This is a genomic window from Fibrobacter sp. UWB11, assembly GCF_900143015.1.
Lineage (GTDB): Bacteria > Fibrobacterota > Fibrobacteria > Fibrobacterales > Fibrobacteraceae > Fibrobacter.
Map to the genome: position 1 here is coordinate 646,361 of NZ_FSRT01000001.1, position 17,993 is coordinate 664,353.

Annotated in this window: 13 protein-coding genes and 1 pseudogene; 7 read left to right on the top strand and 7 right to left on the bottom strand. The window is 47.8% G+C overall.

Features of this window, described 5'->3' with window-relative positions; all coding sequences use genetic code 11:
• Positions 1-15: 15 nt before the first annotated feature.
• Positions 16-408, bottom strand: a complete 393-nt coding sequence (locus tag BUQ91_RS15845; protein WP_254794296.1) for a helix-turn-helix transcriptional regulator — start codon at positions 406-408, stop codon at positions 16-18.
• A gap of 450 nt (positions 409-858) precedes the next feature.
• Here BUQ91_RS15845 and BUQ91_RS02855 point away from each other — a divergent pair, with 450 nt between their 5' ends.
• The 3 genes and pseudogenes from BUQ91_RS02855 to BUQ91_RS02865 all read left to right on the top strand — a co-directional run.
• Entirely contained in the window at positions 859-1,569 is a 711-nt protein-coding gene (locus BUQ91_RS02855) for an SDR family NAD(P)-dependent oxidoreductase (protein WP_074208077.1), read from the top strand.
• Positions 1,570-1,708: 139 nt separating this feature from the next.
• A complete protein-coding gene (locus tag BUQ91_RS02860; RefSeq protein ID WP_254842217.1) occupies positions 1,709-2,623 on the top strand; it encodes a fibrobacter succinogenes major paralogous domain-containing protein in 915 nt (304 codons plus the stop codon).
• A 51-nt stretch (positions 2,624-2,674) separates the two neighbouring features.
• Positions 2,675-2,872: pseudogene (locus BUQ91_RS02865) on the top strand (alpha/beta hydrolase); the annotation flags it as partial.
• 38 nt (positions 2,873-2,910) lie between these two features.
• Here BUQ91_RS02865 and BUQ91_RS02870 read toward each other — a convergent pair.
• Positions 2,911-4,314: an ATP-binding protein gene (locus BUQ91_RS02870; protein ID WP_074208079.1), complete on the bottom strand. Its 1,404-nt coding sequence runs from the start codon at positions 4,312-4,314 to the stop codon at positions 2,911-2,913.
• Between the two features lie 164 nt (positions 4,315-4,478).
• On the opposite strand from BUQ91_RS02870, the gene BUQ91_RS02875 reads away from it, so the two are divergent.
• The 4 genes from BUQ91_RS02875 (at position 4,479) to BUQ91_RS02890 (ending at position 10,675) form a co-directional block, all read left to right on the top strand.
• On the top strand, positions 4,479-5,531 hold the full coding sequence (locus BUQ91_RS02875; RefSeq protein ID WP_074208080.1) for a hypothetical protein: 1,053 nt from the start codon (positions 4,479-4,481) through the stop codon (positions 5,529-5,531).
• Positions 5,532-5,887: 356 nt separating this feature from the next.
• Positions 5,888-7,366 carry a ketol-acid reductoisomerase gene (gene ilvC / locus BUQ91_RS02880; RefSeq protein ID WP_074208081.1) on the top strand — a complete coding sequence of 493 codons (1,479 nt, stop codon included), beginning with the start codon at positions 5,888-5,890 and terminating at the stop codon, positions 7,364-7,366.
• Between the two features lie 226 nt (positions 7,367-7,592).
• Positions 7,593-9,308 (top strand): hypothetical protein, encoded by a 1,716-nt coding sequence (locus tag BUQ91_RS02885; protein WP_175566590.1) that lies wholly within the window; start codon positions 7,593-7,595, stop codon positions 9,306-9,308.
• A gap of 350 nt (positions 9,309-9,658) precedes the next feature.
• The gene (locus BUQ91_RS02890) at positions 9,659-10,675 is read left to right on the top strand and encodes a hypothetical protein (protein WP_074208083.1); all 1,017 of its coding nucleotides are present in this window, start codon (positions 9,659-9,661) and stop codon (positions 10,673-10,675) included.
• Here BUQ91_RS02890 and BUQ91_RS02895 read toward each other — a convergent pair.
• The 5 genes from BUQ91_RS02895 to BUQ91_RS02915 all read right to left on the bottom strand — a co-directional run bounded on the left by BUQ91_RS02895 (position 10,672) and on the right by BUQ91_RS02915 (position 17,980).
• Positions 10,672-11,811, bottom strand: a complete 1,140-nt coding sequence (locus BUQ91_RS02895; RefSeq protein ID WP_074208084.1) for a hypothetical protein — start codon at positions 11,809-11,811, stop codon at positions 10,672-10,674. The two genes, BUQ91_RS02890 and BUQ91_RS02895, sit on opposite strands and share 4 nt — an antisense overlap.
• Positions 11,812-11,813: 2 nt before the next feature.
• Positions 11,814-12,659, bottom strand: a complete 846-nt coding sequence (locus tag BUQ91_RS02900; protein WP_074208085.1) for a TIGR02147 family protein — start codon at positions 12,657-12,659, stop codon at positions 11,814-11,816.
• A gap of 140 nt (positions 12,660-12,799) precedes the next feature.
• Positions 12,800-14,092 carry a polysaccharide deacetylase family protein gene (locus tag BUQ91_RS02905; protein WP_074208086.1) on the bottom strand — a complete coding sequence of 431 codons (1,293 nt, stop codon included), beginning with the start codon at positions 14,090-14,092 and terminating at the stop codon, positions 12,800-12,802.
• 14 nt (positions 14,093-14,106) lie between these two features.
• Positions 14,107-16,719: a YfhO family protein gene (locus tag BUQ91_RS02910; RefSeq protein ID WP_074208908.1), complete on the bottom strand. Its 2,613-nt coding sequence runs from the start codon at positions 16,717-16,719 to the stop codon at positions 14,107-14,109.
• Between the two features lie 307 nt (positions 16,720-17,026).
• Positions 17,027-17,980 (bottom strand): ArsR/SmtB family transcription factor, encoded by a 954-nt coding sequence (locus tag BUQ91_RS02915; protein WP_254842219.1) that lies wholly within the window; start codon positions 17,978-17,980, stop codon positions 17,027-17,029.
• Positions 17,981-17,993: the final 13 nt, after the last annotated feature.

The following is a 17,993-nucleotide window of genomic DNA, read 5'->3' on the forward strand; positions in this document are numbered from 1 at the left end:
TTTACAGAAAGACGGTTACCAAAACAGGTTCTTGTAGCTTGTCCCGAGTGCGTTGGCGAGTCGGTGGGCCATCTTACGGCCTATCGGTTCTTTGCCTCTTTCCATTGCGGATACTTGTTGCTTTGTAATACCTGCTTTGTCTGCCAGTTGTTGTTGTGTATAGCCGAAGGTCGTTCGCAAAAGCTTTAAGCTTTCTGCTGGAGTCGTTTGGGCTTCCATTTCTTTGAACCAGTCGGAATCCATAATATTTATGGATTTTTCATTGTTGTCACTTTTGACTTCCTCTACATTTGGAAAAGCTGACTTTAAGAATATGACGAGATAGTCGGGGATATTTTTCCCTTCAAAAGTAAAGACAGTCCCGTTCTTTGCCTTACTAGTAAGGCGCATTTTCACGGCTTCCAACATAAGTGACCTCCAGTTCAATTCCTTTAATCGTTTCAATCCAACATGCCGCCCAATGGTATGATAGGTGGCAATGGTGCGTATTTGTGTTCACTAGTTTTTTGTAGTTCGGCCAGTTGGGTAAGACAGACCCTTTCTCATGTAAGTCTCTTACCAATTTGGCGAAGAGAACTTGCTCTTTTTGGGGCATAAGCCTTACTGCTTTTAGAATTTTTGGTTTTGTTATTACATTCATAATATATGAAAAATCTTTCCTTGTGTCAAGAAATTTTCTTTACATCAATCTATGAAAAAGATGCCATGTAAAAACTTGGTGTCTTAATCTATAATCGAAAAATGTGAAAAAAGAAAATTCCCTAAATTTTGCAACCAACCGTTTGCAAAAGGCTTTATTTTGTCGCCAATGGTTGTCAGCGACTCAATTGAAAAGAACAGGAATGTATATTTATCCTTATGAAATTGTTTGAAGATAAAGTGGTTGTGGTGACGGGTGGGGCGCATGGAATCGGCGCTTCCATCGTGAGTGAATTTGAAAAAGAGGGAGCGAAGGTCGCGTATATCGACATCCGCGAAAATCCTTGTTTTGTTGGGGATCTTTCAAAGAAAGAGACTTTGGAAAAGTTTGCGCAGTTCGTTATCGAAAAATACGGGAGCGTAGATGTGCTGGTGAATAACGCGCTTCCGTTGATGAAGGGAATAGACGAATGTAGCTATGAGGAATTTAGCTATGCGCTTGCTGTCGGCGTTACGGCTCCGTTCTACCTCGCAAAACTTTTTGCACCGCATTTTGCAAAGGGGGCGAGCATTATAAATATCTCATCGTCTCGCGACCGCATGAGCCAACCGCAAACGGAAAGCTATACGGCGGCGAAGGGCGGGATTGCGGCCCTCACGCATGCGCTGGCCGTGAGTTTTGCGGGCCGTGTGCGAGTGAACTCGATTTCTCCGGGTTGGATTGATACGGATTTCAAAGTCTACGGTGGACCTGATGCCACCCAACAGCCCGCAGGCCGTGTCGGTAACCCGTTCGACATTGCGAACATGGTGCTTTACCTCGCAAGCGACAAGGCCGGATTCATCACCGGCGAAAACATTTGCATTGACGGCGGCATGACTCGCCAAATGATTTACCACAATGACTGCGGCTGGAAATTCGAAGGGTAAAGCCCCCTTTCAGGACAAGTGGGGTAGGAAAGGTTATATTTCAGTTGAATGACAGGCTGTCGAGGCGAAGGAGAATTTATGCGAAACGTCATTGCGAGGAGCCGTAAGGCGACGTGGCAATCTTTAGTTGTTTTTTTTGTTGCCCTTGATACTAGCGTTTTCGGCATGTGGCAACGACAATAGCAGCAGTGACAAAGCGAAGTATTCGTCAAGCGTCGTGGAATCGTCTTCTTCTGAAGTGACGCCGCAGTCTAGTAGCAGCTCTGCTGATGTGCAGTCTAGCTCTAGCGAAGCGGAGTCAAGTTCCAGTAGTAGCGAGGACAAGGTGAATTGTTCGGAACTTCTGGAAGGAGAATCGGGCTGGAACTGGAATGTGCCGAAGGAGTGCCGCTTCAACCCTGATATTGATTACGGCACCATGACCGATAGCCGCGATGGCAAAACATACAAGACGGTGAAAATCGGTGACCAGACTTGGATGGCAGAGAACCTGAACTTTGACCCCGGTCAAGGAGGTTCGGGCGAGAATAAATATGATTGGTCTTGGTGCTACGGCGATGAACCGAAGAATTGCGACGTAGCCGGTCGTCTTTATACCTGGGCTGCGGCAATCGACTCGGTGAAGTTGGTGAACGATGCGGACAACCCGCAGGACTGCGGCTATGGCAAGGAATGCGACCTCGCTTCAAGACCCGCGACCTTAGTTCAGGGTATTTGTGACAAGGGCTGGCACCTGCCGACTAAAGCCGAATGGAACGCCTTGTTCGCGGCGGTGGGAGATGAATCGACTGCGGGCAAGGTTCTCAAGTCGCAGACGGGTTGGTATAGCAATGGCAACGGGACGGACACCTTCGGTTTTTCCGCCTTGCCTGCTGGCAAGGAAGACGATGGCGACTTCAGCTACGACGGCAACTACGCGGTCTTCTGGAGTTCTACAGAGGACGATAGCTACGGCGCGTACTACGTGGCTTTGCTCTACGGCTACGACATTGCGTACCTGGACGACGGCTATAAGTACTACGGGTTCTCAGTTCGTTGCGTAAAGAACAATTAGCGAATGAAACCCCTTGTCATTTACGTGCACGGGAAGGGCGGGAACGCTGACTACGTGCGTGAAAATCCGATTGAATGGCGCATCCCGACAAAGATTCTGTACGGCTCGAACGACAACCTGTCCTCGCTCGAAACGATGCGCGAATTCGCCCAGAAAATCGGTGCTCCCTTGACCGTAATGGACGGCGGCGAACACTGGTTCCACACTGCCGAACAGATGGCCTTTCTGGACAAGTGGATCCTAAAATAAAATCTATAGGACTGGCGGAATTATAGGGCTTGTTTGACTTATGCGAACAAGTCCTTTATCGTGAAAACCTTATAGTTGCTTTGGTTATGAATTTTTTTCTTGACACCGGAAGAAACTCCTTTTCTTGAGAAAATCCAGAAAAAATTGTTTTTGCGTTTGATACAGGGTGCTGATGCCTGCAAATTCGAAAGCTCTTTCTCGTCAAAAGGTTTTTCCGTGTATTTGCATTCGCAGATGATGGCGCTTTCTTGATTCATGGCGACAATGTCGATTTCCTCTTGTCGTTTTTCGATGGGGTTGTTGCCCCACCAACGACCGATTTCTTCTGCGAAAAATGGAAGTTCTCCATTAAAGGCTTTTTCCTTTAAGAATTGTGAACAAATTTGTTCAAAGCGATGGCCTATGTAAGTGTTCAGGTTGTCGGTCGAGAATTCCTTGCTGTAATAGATTGCGGGGGAGATTAGCCCGTTCAGCATATTCAGGTGCTTGTAGATAAACCTGAAATAAAAAGCGAAGTAGTTGTCTTCGATGGAGTAAAGCGTGTTCCTCGCCTTGTTTTTTTCGCCTGCGGGAGTTTCGGTCTTGATAAAGCCCAGGTTTTCAAGTACGTTTATATATTTGGCTATCTTGGCGCCGTCCTCTCCAATTTTTGTCTTTATTTCGTTGAGTGTCGAAGCTCCTGAATTGATAGCGAGCAAAATGCTCTTGTAAAAGAATGTCTCCTTGAGTTCCATGCGGAGCAGAGTATCGATTTCGTTGAACAGGTACCCAGTGGTTGACAAGCAGTTTTTGATAATGTTTTCGCGGATGGAAAGTGAATCGTCAAAAAGGGAAAGATACAGGGGCATGCCGCCAAGGATGGAATAGACGGTAAGCACTTCTTCGTTGCTGTATTTCGGAAAAAATGCTTTGGCTTCTTTGTAGGTGAATGGCTGCAGTTTAAGGTCCGCTGTCTTGCGACCGTATAGCGGCTTGGTGGAATTGTCAAATAACTCCTCGATAACGGAGACTTCTGAACCGCACAAAATCAAGAATATATTTTTATTCTTTAAAATGCGGTCAATGGCGTTTTGTAGCTCGGAATCGTACGCGGGATTTGAATTGTACAAATAGGTAAATTCGTCAATAATGATGTTTATGCGCCTTGATATTTCTGTACTTTCGATAAATGAATAGACGCTTTTCCATGTTTCTAGCGAATCCAAAAAATCACCGGCTTTCAAGACGCGCTTCAGTTCAATGCAGAACCGTTTGACGTTGTCTTTTTCGCTCCCCTTGTCTGCTGTGAAAAAGACAGTATTTTGATTGTGGTGTGAGGCGAAATGTGCCAAAAGAAAACTCTTTCCGACTCGCCTGCGACCATGCATAATGAGCATCTCAAATCTTTTTGAAGTATAGAGATCTTCTAGAAATTTTAATTCTTTCTTTCGTCCGATAAACATTGTGTTTACTCTAAAGTTATTTACTTGTTAGTAAATATAAACAATGGAGTGGGCGAAGTCAATAGGAAAGGGTGGAATTTCGTTAAAAAGGCGTTTTTTTTGTCACTTTTTGGGGAAGAAAATAAATTACATTTTCTTTAGATAAACTTTATTTGGGGGCTTTTATGAAGAAGGTTCTTGTTGCGATGAGCTTGATGGCGATGTTCCTTTGCGGGTGCTCGCAGTCCAATGAAGATGAAGTGCGAAAAGCAAAACGCTTTGAGGCGTTAAAAGGACTGCCATTGGACACGGTCCTTACGCGTGCGTATAAATTCTACGAGCAGTTCGAGGCGACGGGTGATACGCTGCTGCGCGATTCCATGAACGATTACAGGGATCACTTTTTTGCGATATGGGAATTGTCTTCGGATTCTCTTTGCGGAACGGTTGCGCCGGATGATTCCTTGGCGGCGGAATTACGCGAAATCTATAATGTTGTATTGGAGTTTTATACTAAGCGTAAGTATAGTTATGTTCGTGATAGGGCAAAACGAGATTCTCTTCAGAAGAATGATAGTGCTCAGAAGAAGAATAAGCCGGTTGACATTATTGCTTTCATGAAAGCATGGAAAGAAAATCCGGACTCGATGCGAGCCATTCGAGATAAACAAGATAGTATCCGGTTTGCGGCAATTATGGATGTTCCGCTTGAAGAGGCTATATCCGGCTTGCAAGAAGATTCTAGTAGCGTGCATAATGTTGATTATTTCGTCCAAACTATGTCGGTGCTTTATACTGACACGTCTGCTTCTGATATGAATGAACTGGATAAAATCGATCGGCACAGGATAAAGCGAAATACCTGGAAAGAAACGAAATCAGCTTGCTTGGGCAAAACGCCGATGGGTCAAAAGGTTCTTATTCTGAACAAGGAATATGAATCTCTATTGAACAATTTTATGAAAGCGAATGTCCATGAGTCTCGCAGTGAGAGGTACACGATCTTGCCGGTAAAATATCCTTTCTGGCATCCGATGATTTCTGTTGTGCCGCATCATTCGGGCGATGATTTCCATTTTGAATCGTTCCCGGCCATGGGAGGAGCCTTATTCAACAAAAACCATGATATGGTGATATTGAGTGTAGAGGAGTCTTTCAATAGCGGGAGTTACTACTATTTGGCAAAGAAGAACGGGAAATGGAAATTGATAATGCATAAAGACGGCTGGGTCGCGTAAAGCCAGGCGTTGCGGGCTGGCGACTGAAGCCCGCAGAGGGGGTGGTGTAGGACTCGGCGAAAGCCTGGCCGCTAAGCGAACAATTCGCAGCCGAAGGCGAGGACCTGTTCGCGTGCGGAGCAGGCTGAGTCGGGGCCGAAAACAGGGGGATTTGTCCCCCTTTTGTGTAATTTGTGACTGGATTCTTCGTTTCGTGCTTCGCACTTCACTCAGAATGACGTTTTTGAGGCGATCATAACAATGTTTTTGCTTTTTTTCTAATAACTAATAACTAGTAACTAGTAACTAGTAACTTTTTTCACTTTACTTTGCTATCTTTCCGTTCGGAACATTTTATTTAACAGAGGTTCAAAAAAATGAATTATTTCAACTCAATCCCTATGCGTCGCCAACTCGAAGAAATTGGCCACTGCCGTTTCATGGAACATTCTGAATTCAGCCGTGGTGTTGAAGCCCTCAAGGGTAAGAAGATTGTGTTCGTCGGTTGCGGTGCTCAGGGTCTCCATCAGGGTCTCGACCTTCGCGATAGCGGTTTGGATGTTTCCTACACGCTCCGCAAGGAAGCCATCGAACAGAAGCGCCAGTCCTGGAAGAACGCTACTGAAAACGGCTTCAAGGTCGGTACTTATGAAGAAATGATTCCGGATGCAGACCTCGTTTGCAACCTCACACCGGATAAGCAGCACCACAACGTGATCCCGGCTATCATGAAGCTCATGAAGAAGGGCGCAGCTCTCTCTTACAGCCATGGCTTCAACATTGTCGAAGAAGGTCAGGAAATCCGCAAGGACATCACTGTGATCATGGTCGCTCCGAAGGGACCGGGTTCCGAAGTTCGTTCTGAATACCTCCGTGGTTTCGGCATGCCGTGCCTTATCGCTGTCCACCCGGAAAATGACCCTGAAGGCAAGGGCTGGGACTATGCTAAGGCTTACGCCGCTGGTCTCCATGCTGACCGTCCGGGCGTTCTCGAAAGCTCTTTCGTCGCCGAAGTGAAGTCTGACCTCATGGGCGAACAGACCATCCTTTGCGGTATGCTCCAGACCGGTACGATCCTTTGCTACGACAAGATGGTGAAGGAATTCGGTATCGACAAGGCTTACGCTGTGAAGCTCCTCCAGTACGGCTGGGAAACGATTTCCGAAGCTCTCAAGCATGGTGGCATCACGAACATGATGGACCGTCTCTCCAACCCGGCTAAGATCCGCGCAACGGAACTTGCTGAAAAGATGAAGAAAATCATGAAGCCGCTTTACTGCGAACATCAGGACAACATCATCTCTGGTAAGTTCTCCAGCACGATGATGGTCGACTGGGAAGCTGGCGACAAGGACCTCCTCAAGTGGCGTGGCGAAACCGGCGAACTCGAATTCGAAAAGGTTGCCGCAACTGACAAGCAGATCACCGAACAGGAATACTTCGACCGTGGCGTTCTCATGACCGCTATGATCAAGGCCGGTGTGGAACTCGCATTCGAAACCATGTGCTCCGTGGGCATCAAGCCGATGAGCGCTTACTACGAATCCCTCCACGAAACTCCGCTCATTGCAAACCTCATCGCTCGCAAGAAGCTGTTCGAAATGAACCGCGTCATCAGCGATACTGCAGAATACGGCTGCTACCTGTTTGCTAACAAGTGCGTTCCTCTCCTCGCTGACTTCATGAAGAACGAAGTCAAGAAGGGCGACATTGGCGATATCTTCAACGAAGGCAATACCAACGCTGTCGATAACGAAGAACTCATCAAGGTGAACAAGAACATCCGTAACCATCCGGTTGAAGAAGTCGGTGCTTGGCTCCGCGAACGCATGAGCGGCATGACGAAAGTTGTCTAATCGGCGCAATACGGCGTTGCTCGCCCCCTCACGTACGACATAGTACGCTACGGGGACTCGCGCCTTGTCTTGCTTGATTATACGACTTTCACGGATTTCCATACTCGCTTATACTTAGCGGGGACGGCGAATCCGCAGTTCATCGTTTTGAACGTTTTAAAATCTCGTCAGGTATTCCCTGGCGGGATTTTTTTTGTTATATTAAAGACAAGATAATAAGGAGGAAATGATGAAATTATTCTCAATGTTTGGGGTTTTGGCACTTGCTGTTGGCTGTTTTGCCGCAGATCAGGGAACAAAGGATGATCCGCTCACCATCAGTTCTGTTCAGGAACTACTTCAGTTCCGCAATGCCGTTTTGGATAGCGGCATGTACAAGGGTGTCAAGTTGGAAAATGGCGGCGAGGGCTTGCATTTCAAGCTGACTGCCGACTTGGACTTGAGCACGGTTTGCGGTCGCGATGTCGGTAACTGGAAGCCGATTGGTCCTTTCGAAGGTAGCTTCGATGGCGCTAACCACAAGATTTCGAACTTGTACATGGATGATTCGCTGGGTAGGGTCGGAAATCCGGGATTTTTTGGACCTGTATTCAACAACGGCGACGACACGCTCTATTTCAACAATGTCGTTTTCGAGAATGTCTACATCCGCACGTCGGGAATTGTTGGAACGTTTGTTTCGCAGGTGGTGACGGGCAAGGCTGTGTTGCGGAACAATAAGGTCGATTTAAAATTCGAATCCACTAAAGATGAAACAGCTGACCTGCAGTTGGGCGGCTTGATGGGTAACACCGTGGGTGATTGGGTCGGTTTCTACGACAACACGGTAAAGGGTTCTATCAAAGTTTCGTCACTGAAACAGGTGTCGATTGGTGGCATTATTGGAATTCTTGTTGATCCGGGGGCACTCGAAAGAAATGTGAACGAGGCGAGTATTACTGTTGATGGAAATAGTTATACTCAGGTGGGTGGCCTTATTGGTCAGCTGATTGCTCCTTATACAATGAAGGATAACGTGAACAAGGGGGATATTTCGGTCAATGTCCCTGCGCAATACGCTTTTGTCGGTGGCCTTGTGGGCGTGAACCCGTCGCTGCCTTCCGAAAAGAATGTAGTCGGAAACGTCAATTACGGGAAGATTGAAGTCGCTGCATCGTATGCGGGGGTTGGTGGGCTTTATGGGTTGATTTCGGGCAATACCAATTCGGTGCTCGACAGTTGCATCAATAATGGTGATGTCATTTATCATGGTGTCGAAATCCAACAGAATGTTCAAGTGGGCGGTATTGCTGGCATTTGGGAAGTCAAGCAGGCGAGCCGGATGGAAAACAATGGCAAGATTGTGATTGAAAATGCCTTGAGTCCCAATGTTGGCGGTATCGTTGGTTATGTACGTCCGGGAGCAAAGAGCATGGATTTGTTCAAATCTGTAAATGCGGGTGACATTTCGGTAAATAACCAAACCGTAAACAAGGGCTGGGTCTCGGGCCTTGTCGGATTCACCGATGAGATTGAATATGTGAATTTGGATAGTTGCGTTAATAAAGGCAATATTGTATTCGAGGGTGCGATAGATAGCACATCGCTCTTTGTAGTCGCCTTTGCTTCTGCTGCGCCTGGTACGAATATCAATTTCAAGACGAGCACAAACGACGGAACTGTCCCAGAAAATCTTGGTGGTCGTACGTCTCTGAAAGTGTTTGCCCGTGCGCCGAAAATGCATTTGCAGCGTTTAGGCTATGGTCGCGCAATCCTTGAAGTTCCTGATTTGGAAAGCACTGGTCGTGAACAGGTGGAATTGTTCTCTTACAATGGCAGACGCGTTCCGGTACAGCAGATGCAGTCGGGAAATCTTTTTTACCTCGAAGGCGTTCCCGCAGGGCGTTATGTTGTACGTGTCAAAACTTCTCGCGGTTTGCGTTCGTTGCGCGTTACGTTCTAAAAAACACTATCGTTGTCTATGAACAACGTAAAAATGAATCAAGGTCATTAAAAGACTTCCGGCAACGGAGGTCGTTTCGCTCCCGTCCGATGCTGCTTATGGTGGCGGCGATAAAGCGGGCTCGGAGTTGATTGCCGCGGCTTATAATGCGGGCGAAGGTCCGGGCATTTGGATTGTGGCCGATGGCGGCTACAGGCTTTATCACAATGGGGTGGCGCAACTGCGCTTGACTATGCAAGCTTCTTGTTCCCGAAGGAACTTATGACTTTAGGCAATTCCGAAATGCTGTTACTGAAGCAAAAAGCAAAAGTCGCACTTGGTGCAAAACATCATGTACCGAAAAGAACCGCGTGACGGGCAAGACCAATACGTTCTATCGCATTACATTCAAGGCGAACAGCTGCAGCGATTTGACGGAAGCGGGCGTGCAGATTGTGCAAGAAAGAGAAAACCTGCAACAATGGGACAACTGGATTACCTCCAAGGCAAACAAGAGCCTGGTGGGCATGGACCGTGGTGCTAACCTTCGCGGGGCTGCCATCGCTGTGCGTAGCAACGAAGGTTCCGGAAACCATATCTACCGCAACCTTGCGATTTACGATGTGAACCCGCACTTGATTGAAGGCGGTGATGGCCTTGAAACGGTCGGTACTGCTTCAAAGCATATTAACAAGTTCTGGGCAGATCATATCAGCTACAAGTGGATTAGCGATGGCATGGATATGGAATTTGTCGACAATGCGACAATCAGTTATCTCGATTTTGACGGCGCGAATGAATACAATTGCTGGGGCACGGACCCTTACATGGCGCTTGTCGAAGATGCTCACTTGACTTATGCGAACAACTATTGGCATAACACTTACGGACGCGTTCCCAAGGTGACGGGCGAAAATAACGGCTCGCAGGTGCATTTGTACAACCAGTATGTAGATTACAACCGATTCTTTGTAGCAGGGGCAAACGGCCATAGCGCTAGTGCCAAGGCTTATGTGCGCTACGAAAATAGCAACATCGATAATGGACAAGGTTATCTCGCTGAATGGGGCGATAATGGCTATGTGTATTTTAGCGGTGTTTCGTTCGGAAATGCTACTAAGCAACAGCACCGCTACAACGGTGACGTGAAAAGCGGAATCCCGCAGGCCGAAACATTCAATCCGAGTTATTCTTTTGAAAAACGTACGGTTGCAAATCTCCCCAAAGAAATCCCGAGCCTTTCGGGTGTTGGTGGTCGCTATGGCAAAATGCCCGAATACGACCAGCGCTTTGGTCAAAGCAACAAGACGGCTAGCGTGAGTTTGTCATCTCCAGCGGCTGGAGTAAACGCCGCTATATCCAATAGCGATGATGCAATAGAAGTCTAGATGGAATCCATGCCTTCAAATACGATGTCATCGATTTGAAGGTATGTGCCGCTGTTTGCGAATATGGTGAAAAATCCGATTTCGTTTGCGATTTCGTTAAAGCGGACTTGATAGCTTTCGCTTTTCAAAACTTCTTCACCGGGGCGGAAAACAATTTCGCGCCATTCTTCGCTTGCTTTTGATTTCCACAAAGCCTTGCGGAACATGTTGTCGCCAATTTCTTTGTAGTGTTCCAGTGCTACGGAAAAATCTCCATCTCCGCGAACCTTGATGCGGATTGCGCTGAGTTTTGAAATGTCGTAATAGCCTGTATCGCTACCGAGATGTGTGCCGACTAGAACAAAACCGGAGTCTGTATTGTTGTAGCGAATGGAAAGATATTTCCCGTTTTCGTTATCTTCAAGCGCTTCGCTAAAACCAGATGCAGAATCGGGGCGCGTGAATTGAGCGTCTCCGATGGTGGAGAAATACCACCCGTAGTTTGAATAAGTTTTTGCAATGTTGTTTAAGCTATCGCCATCGTCAAAGTCTTCGAATACGAACTCGCGTGTAACGCCTGGAACGCGGATAATCGTATCGGCTGAAGCTCCGTTTTCTAGTGCAACAGATGCAATGAGCGAATCGCCTGCAACGACGTCGAATAAGCCCGCAGGCACGTGGGTGAATGTGTATTCGCCATTTTTGAGGAATGCTGCATAAGGGGTCGCATCTAGTGAAATCGCTTCGTAAAGCTTGGCGTAGTCCGTTTCTGCGGTACCGGTGCGTATAGTAAGGCTTGCCGAAGGTAAAAGTGAAATTTCAGTTTTGCTTGTGTCTAATGGCGCCCATGCCATCAAAGACGAATCGTTACCGGCGATGCTTTCGACAAATGTGTTGGCGGTGAGAGAACTATCAAATGTTTCTGCGAACGAATCGAAACGCGCAATGCCTGCGGTATCAGATTCCGCTGTTCCCAATACGGACATGTTTTCTTTAGAGTAAAGTTTAACGCGAGCATTTGCAATGGGCGCGCGCGATGCATCTACGATTGTAAACGCGATCCCGTTTGTGGTTTCGCTTGTGGCTCCAGCTGTATTAGAGTCAGAACAAGCCCAGAAAAAGGCAACAGGGAAAATCGCGGTCAAAAAACGTTTCATCGTCAATCCTTTTTCTTCATCATGGGGAACAATTGAAAATTTAATTGATAAACGCTGTCGCAAATGGGCGAGGGCATAGAATTTGCCTCGTTTACGATGGATTTTCGCGCTTCGGAGAGTATGTCCCGGATTTTTTGGATTTGTGTGGAATCAAGTGCCATCGTGAGCGTGCTGATATCTCGCTCTTCTTTGGGAGTTTCTGCTATGGAACGGTGGGCGAGTTCGGCGATACTCTTTTGGTATTCGCTGATGGAGGCACTAAGCCAATGTTCTTTCGTTTTGATGTGAGCTTCTGTCGGGACGACGCGTCCGTCTTTTCGAGTGCTTGCAAGGCCAAGTTGCAGTAAAGCCTCGACTGCGCTTTCGACTTGATTTGCCGAGAGCTTCGGGATGCATGAATCCCCAAGTGCGGCGGCATGTTCCGGGCCGCGGTAGTCGAATACGTCAAGAGCAGAACGGATCATGGGGTAGAACCACTGCTGGAAATAGCGGTAGCGGGCTTCGTCTAGTTCTCGGCAGGCCGCGGGGCGCATTTTTTGGAGCGTCTCAAAGTGTTTGCGTACTTGCTCGTCGTTTTTTGCTTTCCCGTAGGCTACCATTTCACGGAAGTATTCCGCCTTGCCTTCTTTATAGCGAAAAAACTGTACGAATGATTCTATGCTTTTGCTTGAAATGTGTCGTTTGCCCTGCAAAATCTTGACCAGTAGACTTGCATCGATATCAACTGCGGATGCGAAAACTCTATAGCTAAAGGTGGGATCGAGGGATTTTTCCAATTCGTAAAAATCCTGCAAGAACTTGCGGTAATCGGAATATTCGTAAATGTTGATTTTGTTTCTTGCAAACATGAACTACCTATAATCAAAGATACATTTCTTTCTAAAGAAATATTTTTATAGGTGTTCGAGTATCGAATTTTTTACAGCTCTGTTGACATTTTTGTCCACACGTAGGGTTATGCCAACAGGTCTCATTCTGCGTTCGAAAATTATTTATGCACCATTTTCACTGTCTTTGAGGGATGTCCTTTCGATTCTGCGCGAATAATGTAGGTCCCCTTAGGAAATCTTTCGGGTACAGCAAAATTGTCAACAGCTCCCAGCTTGTTGCCGTTCATGTCGAATAATGTGAAATTTGTGTATTCACGTTCGAACTTTGGATTTTGGGCGATGGCTGTTGTGGAGTCTTGCGGATTCTTTTCGCCTTCTTTGGGCTTTCGTACCGTGAGTGCTTTTGCCATGAATTCGATAATGTAGGTGCCATCGCTTTCTTGTTTTAGGATTTTCCCGTCTTGCTCTACGATTGCTTTTTCGTCAACGGATTTGGTATCGATTTTTACGCGGAGCGGAACGCTTTCAGGCATGTGTTCGTTCGGAATCTCCCATTGGACGGTGTAGCCATTTTCGGTTTCATTTTTCTCGGCTTTGTCGACGATGAAATGTGCTCGGTGGTAGGCTCCGATAGTGCCAAAAGGAGCTGTCCACAAATCGTTTTCAAGTGCATGCTTGAAAAGTTTCTTGATGTCTTCTGGGTTGATGGCGTAATCATCGCCTTTGTCATCGGTCACGCCATGGTTCAAAACGACTAGCCAAGAGCCTCCCTTTACAGAAACTTCCCATGGTTTTGCTCCTTCGAAGTTCCCGATAAATGCGGCCGTGTCAAGTGATGAGAGCAGTTCCTCGACGCTTGCACCGGAACGGGTCCATACCTTGGCTTGGATGCTCAACCATTCGGGTTCTACATCCCATTCGTTTCTGCCGTGCCAGCCGCAATCGCGATTAATAAAGTGGCGCTTGTTTATGACAGATTTGATTTTGTCGTTGTTTTCGCAGAATGGCGTGGCTAGCGATGTGACGCGGACTTTCGCCCCATTTTCGGCCATGGTGCTTTCTATTTTATCCGCAAACTTGACAATTTCGTTTTCCAATTCGCTATTGTCGCTGATGCCGCTCAAGTGGGCGTGCGTATCGGTATGATTCCCGATTTCATGCCCTGCTTTTGCAAGGTTTGCAAAACCGGCTGCATTGTTCTGTATGCCGTTTCCCATGCTTGTAACGAAAAACGTGACATGGACGTCTTTCAATTCGTCAAGGATGGGGGTGAGGTTTTGCACCTGGTTTTCGAGTGCATCATCGAATGTGAAACTCACGGCTCCGACATGACCGTTCCAAGGTACTGTTTCAATGGGTGCCGCAGCACCACAAAATCCTGCAAGGCTCATTGTTAAACTCCATGCAGCAACAGCCGCTTTTACGGAAAAGACTGATTTTCGTGGCTTCATACAGCGAATTCAGATTACGATTTTGCTTGTGCTTTACGGTCCTTTACGACTACAAATGCGCCGAATGCGATAAGCAGTATGAGTGCAAATAAACTTACCTTGATGCAGGCATGGAATGGCTTACTGCGGTATTCCATGCGGACTTCAGATTTGCCTTTCGGAATTTCAACAGCGCGGAGTGTACCGAAAGCCTTGTAGACTTTGGCTTCCTTTCCATTGACTGTTGCATTCCAGTAGGGGTGGTAGTTTCCTGCGACAACCATAAAGCCTGCACGGTCGCTTTCGACTTGGAAAACCTGCGTATCCATCTTGGGACTTGCAACGAGCTTTGCCTTGCCCTGAGCAACTCCGCCTTCACCTTTGTTTTGCGGTTCTTCGGAGAGAATGACTTTTTCGCGGTATTCAAATCCGTTCTTCAAAGCATCGATGGCTTTGGCATCTTCCATCGTGGCAGATTCGCCATAGATGTAGGCTTCGCCCATGGTGGTTGTAATCGGCATGTAGGTGGTGCCTCGCTGCGTGTCGAAGATAATCGCTCCGATGTTCATGAGGTCGAGGAACGGATGTTGTGCCGTTGGATCGCCTACATTAATCAAGTAGTTGGCGTTGCCCTGTCCGCCACGGAATTCACGGTAGGTCGAAAGTTCGTTGTCGTGGAATCCGTCCGCATTGCGCATGTGGTATTGCGGGAAAATGTTTGCACCGAGCGCCTTGTTGCGCGAAAGCGAAAGCACGCGCGGTGTGTTGAGGGAATCGGTTTTATAAGGAGCCTTGATGGCTGCTACGACGCCGTTTTTCGGTTGCAAGTATTCGTTTGCGGCAACGTTCTGGATAAATGCGCCGTTGATGGTCATGAGTTCGATGCCTGCAACGAGGGCGAGTATACCGACTTTCGCGGGAGTACTTCCTTTCCACTTGAACACGGCAATGCTTACTCCAATCACGATGAGAATCAAGATGAAACTCGGGATAATCTTGGAGGCTGTTGCGTTCATTACGATCTCGTTCAGCGGCTTGAAGTACGGGGCTGTAATCGGATCGTTCAAGAGCTTTTGACCGCTCATGAGGAACATGCCGATAATGGCAAACCCAATAACGACTGCGGCTTGAATGCCTCTCGAAGTTCCCGGGAGCTTCGCCTTGAATGCTTCCACAAAATTCTTGGCGTTGATGGCTTTACCCTGATCGTCGAGGCTCATCACGCCGAGGCATGCGGCTGCGTAGGCGAGGCAAACGACAAAACCGAACGGGCTAATGAACGTGGTCCAGTTGAAACGAGCAATCACGACGAGCAAAAGTAAGACGACGAACATTGCGGTACCGTGCAAGAGTGCGCGGCGATTCTTGGCTGCATTTTCACCTTCGTCCGTAACTGCCTTAAGCACGGGGCCTGCCATCATCACGAGCAAGAGCGGGAGCCAGAAGAGTGCCATGCCCGGAGCGCGGAAGTTCTTGACGCCCGGCAAAATATTGTACCAGAGTTTGAAGAACGGAGAGTGATCGCCCATGCCATAGCTAAGAGCAACAACGGCGCCGAGTCCCCAAAAGCTAGCCCAGCGGCGTTTGCCGGGGAGGAACAAACAGAGGAATCCGAGGAACGTGAGAAGTGCGCCTGCATTGTTGTGGTCGAGCTTGAAGCTGTTGTGACCCCAGTAGAACGGGCTACCTTGGCTACCGGAGGCGGCTATCTTGCGGTATTCGTCCATGGAAACGTTCACCAAAGAACTGCCCTTCAGGTCGCCGCTCTTTTCGTCCTGTTCGTAAACGTCAACACCGATAAATCCCGGAATGAGCATTTGTGCCATTTCTTCCTGATGGAAAGACCAGCTTACGGCGTGACCATAGTTCGTATGTTCGCCTTCGCCGCGAACGGATTGCGTTGTCGTGTAAAGGTAAGGCGGAATAATCTGGAAGCAACTGATGGCGAGCCCGAATGCTAGTGCCGCTGCCGCAAGTCCAATGCGCTTACCGCGGGTGGCAAGTGTATTGCAATGGAAGGCTGCTTCGTAAAGCGTATAGAGTCCTGCACCCCACAGGAACAAGTAAGTGAGTTGTAGGTGGCTTCCGAGAATCATCCATACAATGCTCAGCGCAAAGACGATGAGGTAGGGAAGGCTTCCGTCACGGACAATCTTTCTAACAGCGAGGAGTGCCAACGGAGCGATGGCAAAAACCATCATCTTTCCGTCGTGGCCGCCGTAAATGTAAGTGAAATATTCTGGGGAAAAAGCGTAGAGGAATCCGAGAAGTGAACCCCACCATTTATTGCCGGTCAAGTTCCAGGCAAGGAGCATTGCGCTCATGAAGGCGACCCAGATGGTCAATATGAACTTGAAACCTACGGCGCGGGCAGGGTCCATCAGGAACTGCGTCCACACAAGCGGGTGGTAAGCGTCGGCAAACAAAGCATCCATCGTCGGGATGCCACCCAAACGGCTGTCGTCCCATTCCGTGAGAATCACGTTGAAGGTGCGCAAAATGCGGCTGCCAATGCCGTTCAGCTGGTCGCTGTTGAGCATGAGTTGGCTGGAATCGAATGCGAAATTACGGAATACAATCAGCAAAATCGCGAAGAAAAGTGCGGACATTGCCACGAAAAATGCAGGCTTCTTATTGAGAATATTCATATAAGGAAATATAAAAATACCGCAGCGGTTGCCCACTACGGTCTGTTAAATTGTTTGCCTTTGAACGAAATTACCGTTCGAACGTGGCTCGTTATTCGAGTGTGTTTTCGTCGGTCTTAGCGGTCTTGACGAGGCTGTAGATGCCGAATGCCGAAATAATGCAAACGGCGATGAATACGGTGTACTTGATCAGTTTTCCCATAAGGTTTCTCCTTGGCTTTTTTTATAAAGATATTTGATTTTCCCGAAACGGTCAAGTGAATTTTTAGTTATTGGTCGTTAGTCATTGGTTCTTAGACTGAATGACCTACTCCTTAGTAATAATCATGCAAATCACGGGGAGCTTTTTATCGACTTCGTTTTCACTCGGGATGATTTCGCTTTCGATGACCTTGCAGTTGAGTTCTTTCACGAAAAATTCAAGCTGGCTGCGTTCAAATCCAAGCCAAATGTGTCCGTGCGTTGTGCGGAAAGATTCTTCCTTGTGCTGTGCGAGGTCCAAAAGTGCAAGTTTTCCACCTGGTTTCAAAATGCGGGTGGCTTCCTTGAGGGCAAGTCTCGGATCTGTCGCGTGATGCAACACCTGGCTCATAAGAACTAGGTCTGCGTAATTGTCGGGGAGCCCCGTCTGTGTCATGTCGGCGACTTTCGGCGTTACGTTCTCGATGCCTTTCTGCTGCAGAACTTGCTGGAGCCCGCTGATGATTTTGGGGTCATAGTCGAGGGCCGTCACGTTCTTGCAACGGCTGGCTAACATAAGCGAAAGGTCTCCGCCTTCGCCGCATCCGATGTCGACCGCGTTTTCAAACGGCACCATGAGTTTGCTGAACAGACTGATTTGTGCCTTGAGGCTTCCGCCGGCTTGGTCGAGCTTGTGAATTTGTCCCTTGGTCTTGTCGGTTCGTTCTTCGAGCGCTTGTGCGGCGCGGCATTTCAAAATGTCTTTATCTTGAAGTTCGTCGTACGCTTCGCGGATAATCTGCAAAAGGCGACCGCTCATGTAGAGTTCTTCGCTCAGGCGGTAATAAGCCTTGATGCCATCGCGGCGGTCTTTCACGAGCCCGCATTGCGAGAGCCTTGCCAAGTGGCGGCTTGCGTTACTTTGGTGAATATCTAAAATATCCTTGATTTCGTTGACCGTAAATTCGGACTGGTCCAGCAAGAGCAAAATCTTGAGGCGCATTTCGTCGGAAATGGCTCCAAAAAGTTCCATGTTCGGGATGATTGGTTCTCGGTTCTGGTTAAAATTCGAATTTATCACTTTGTCCGCCAAA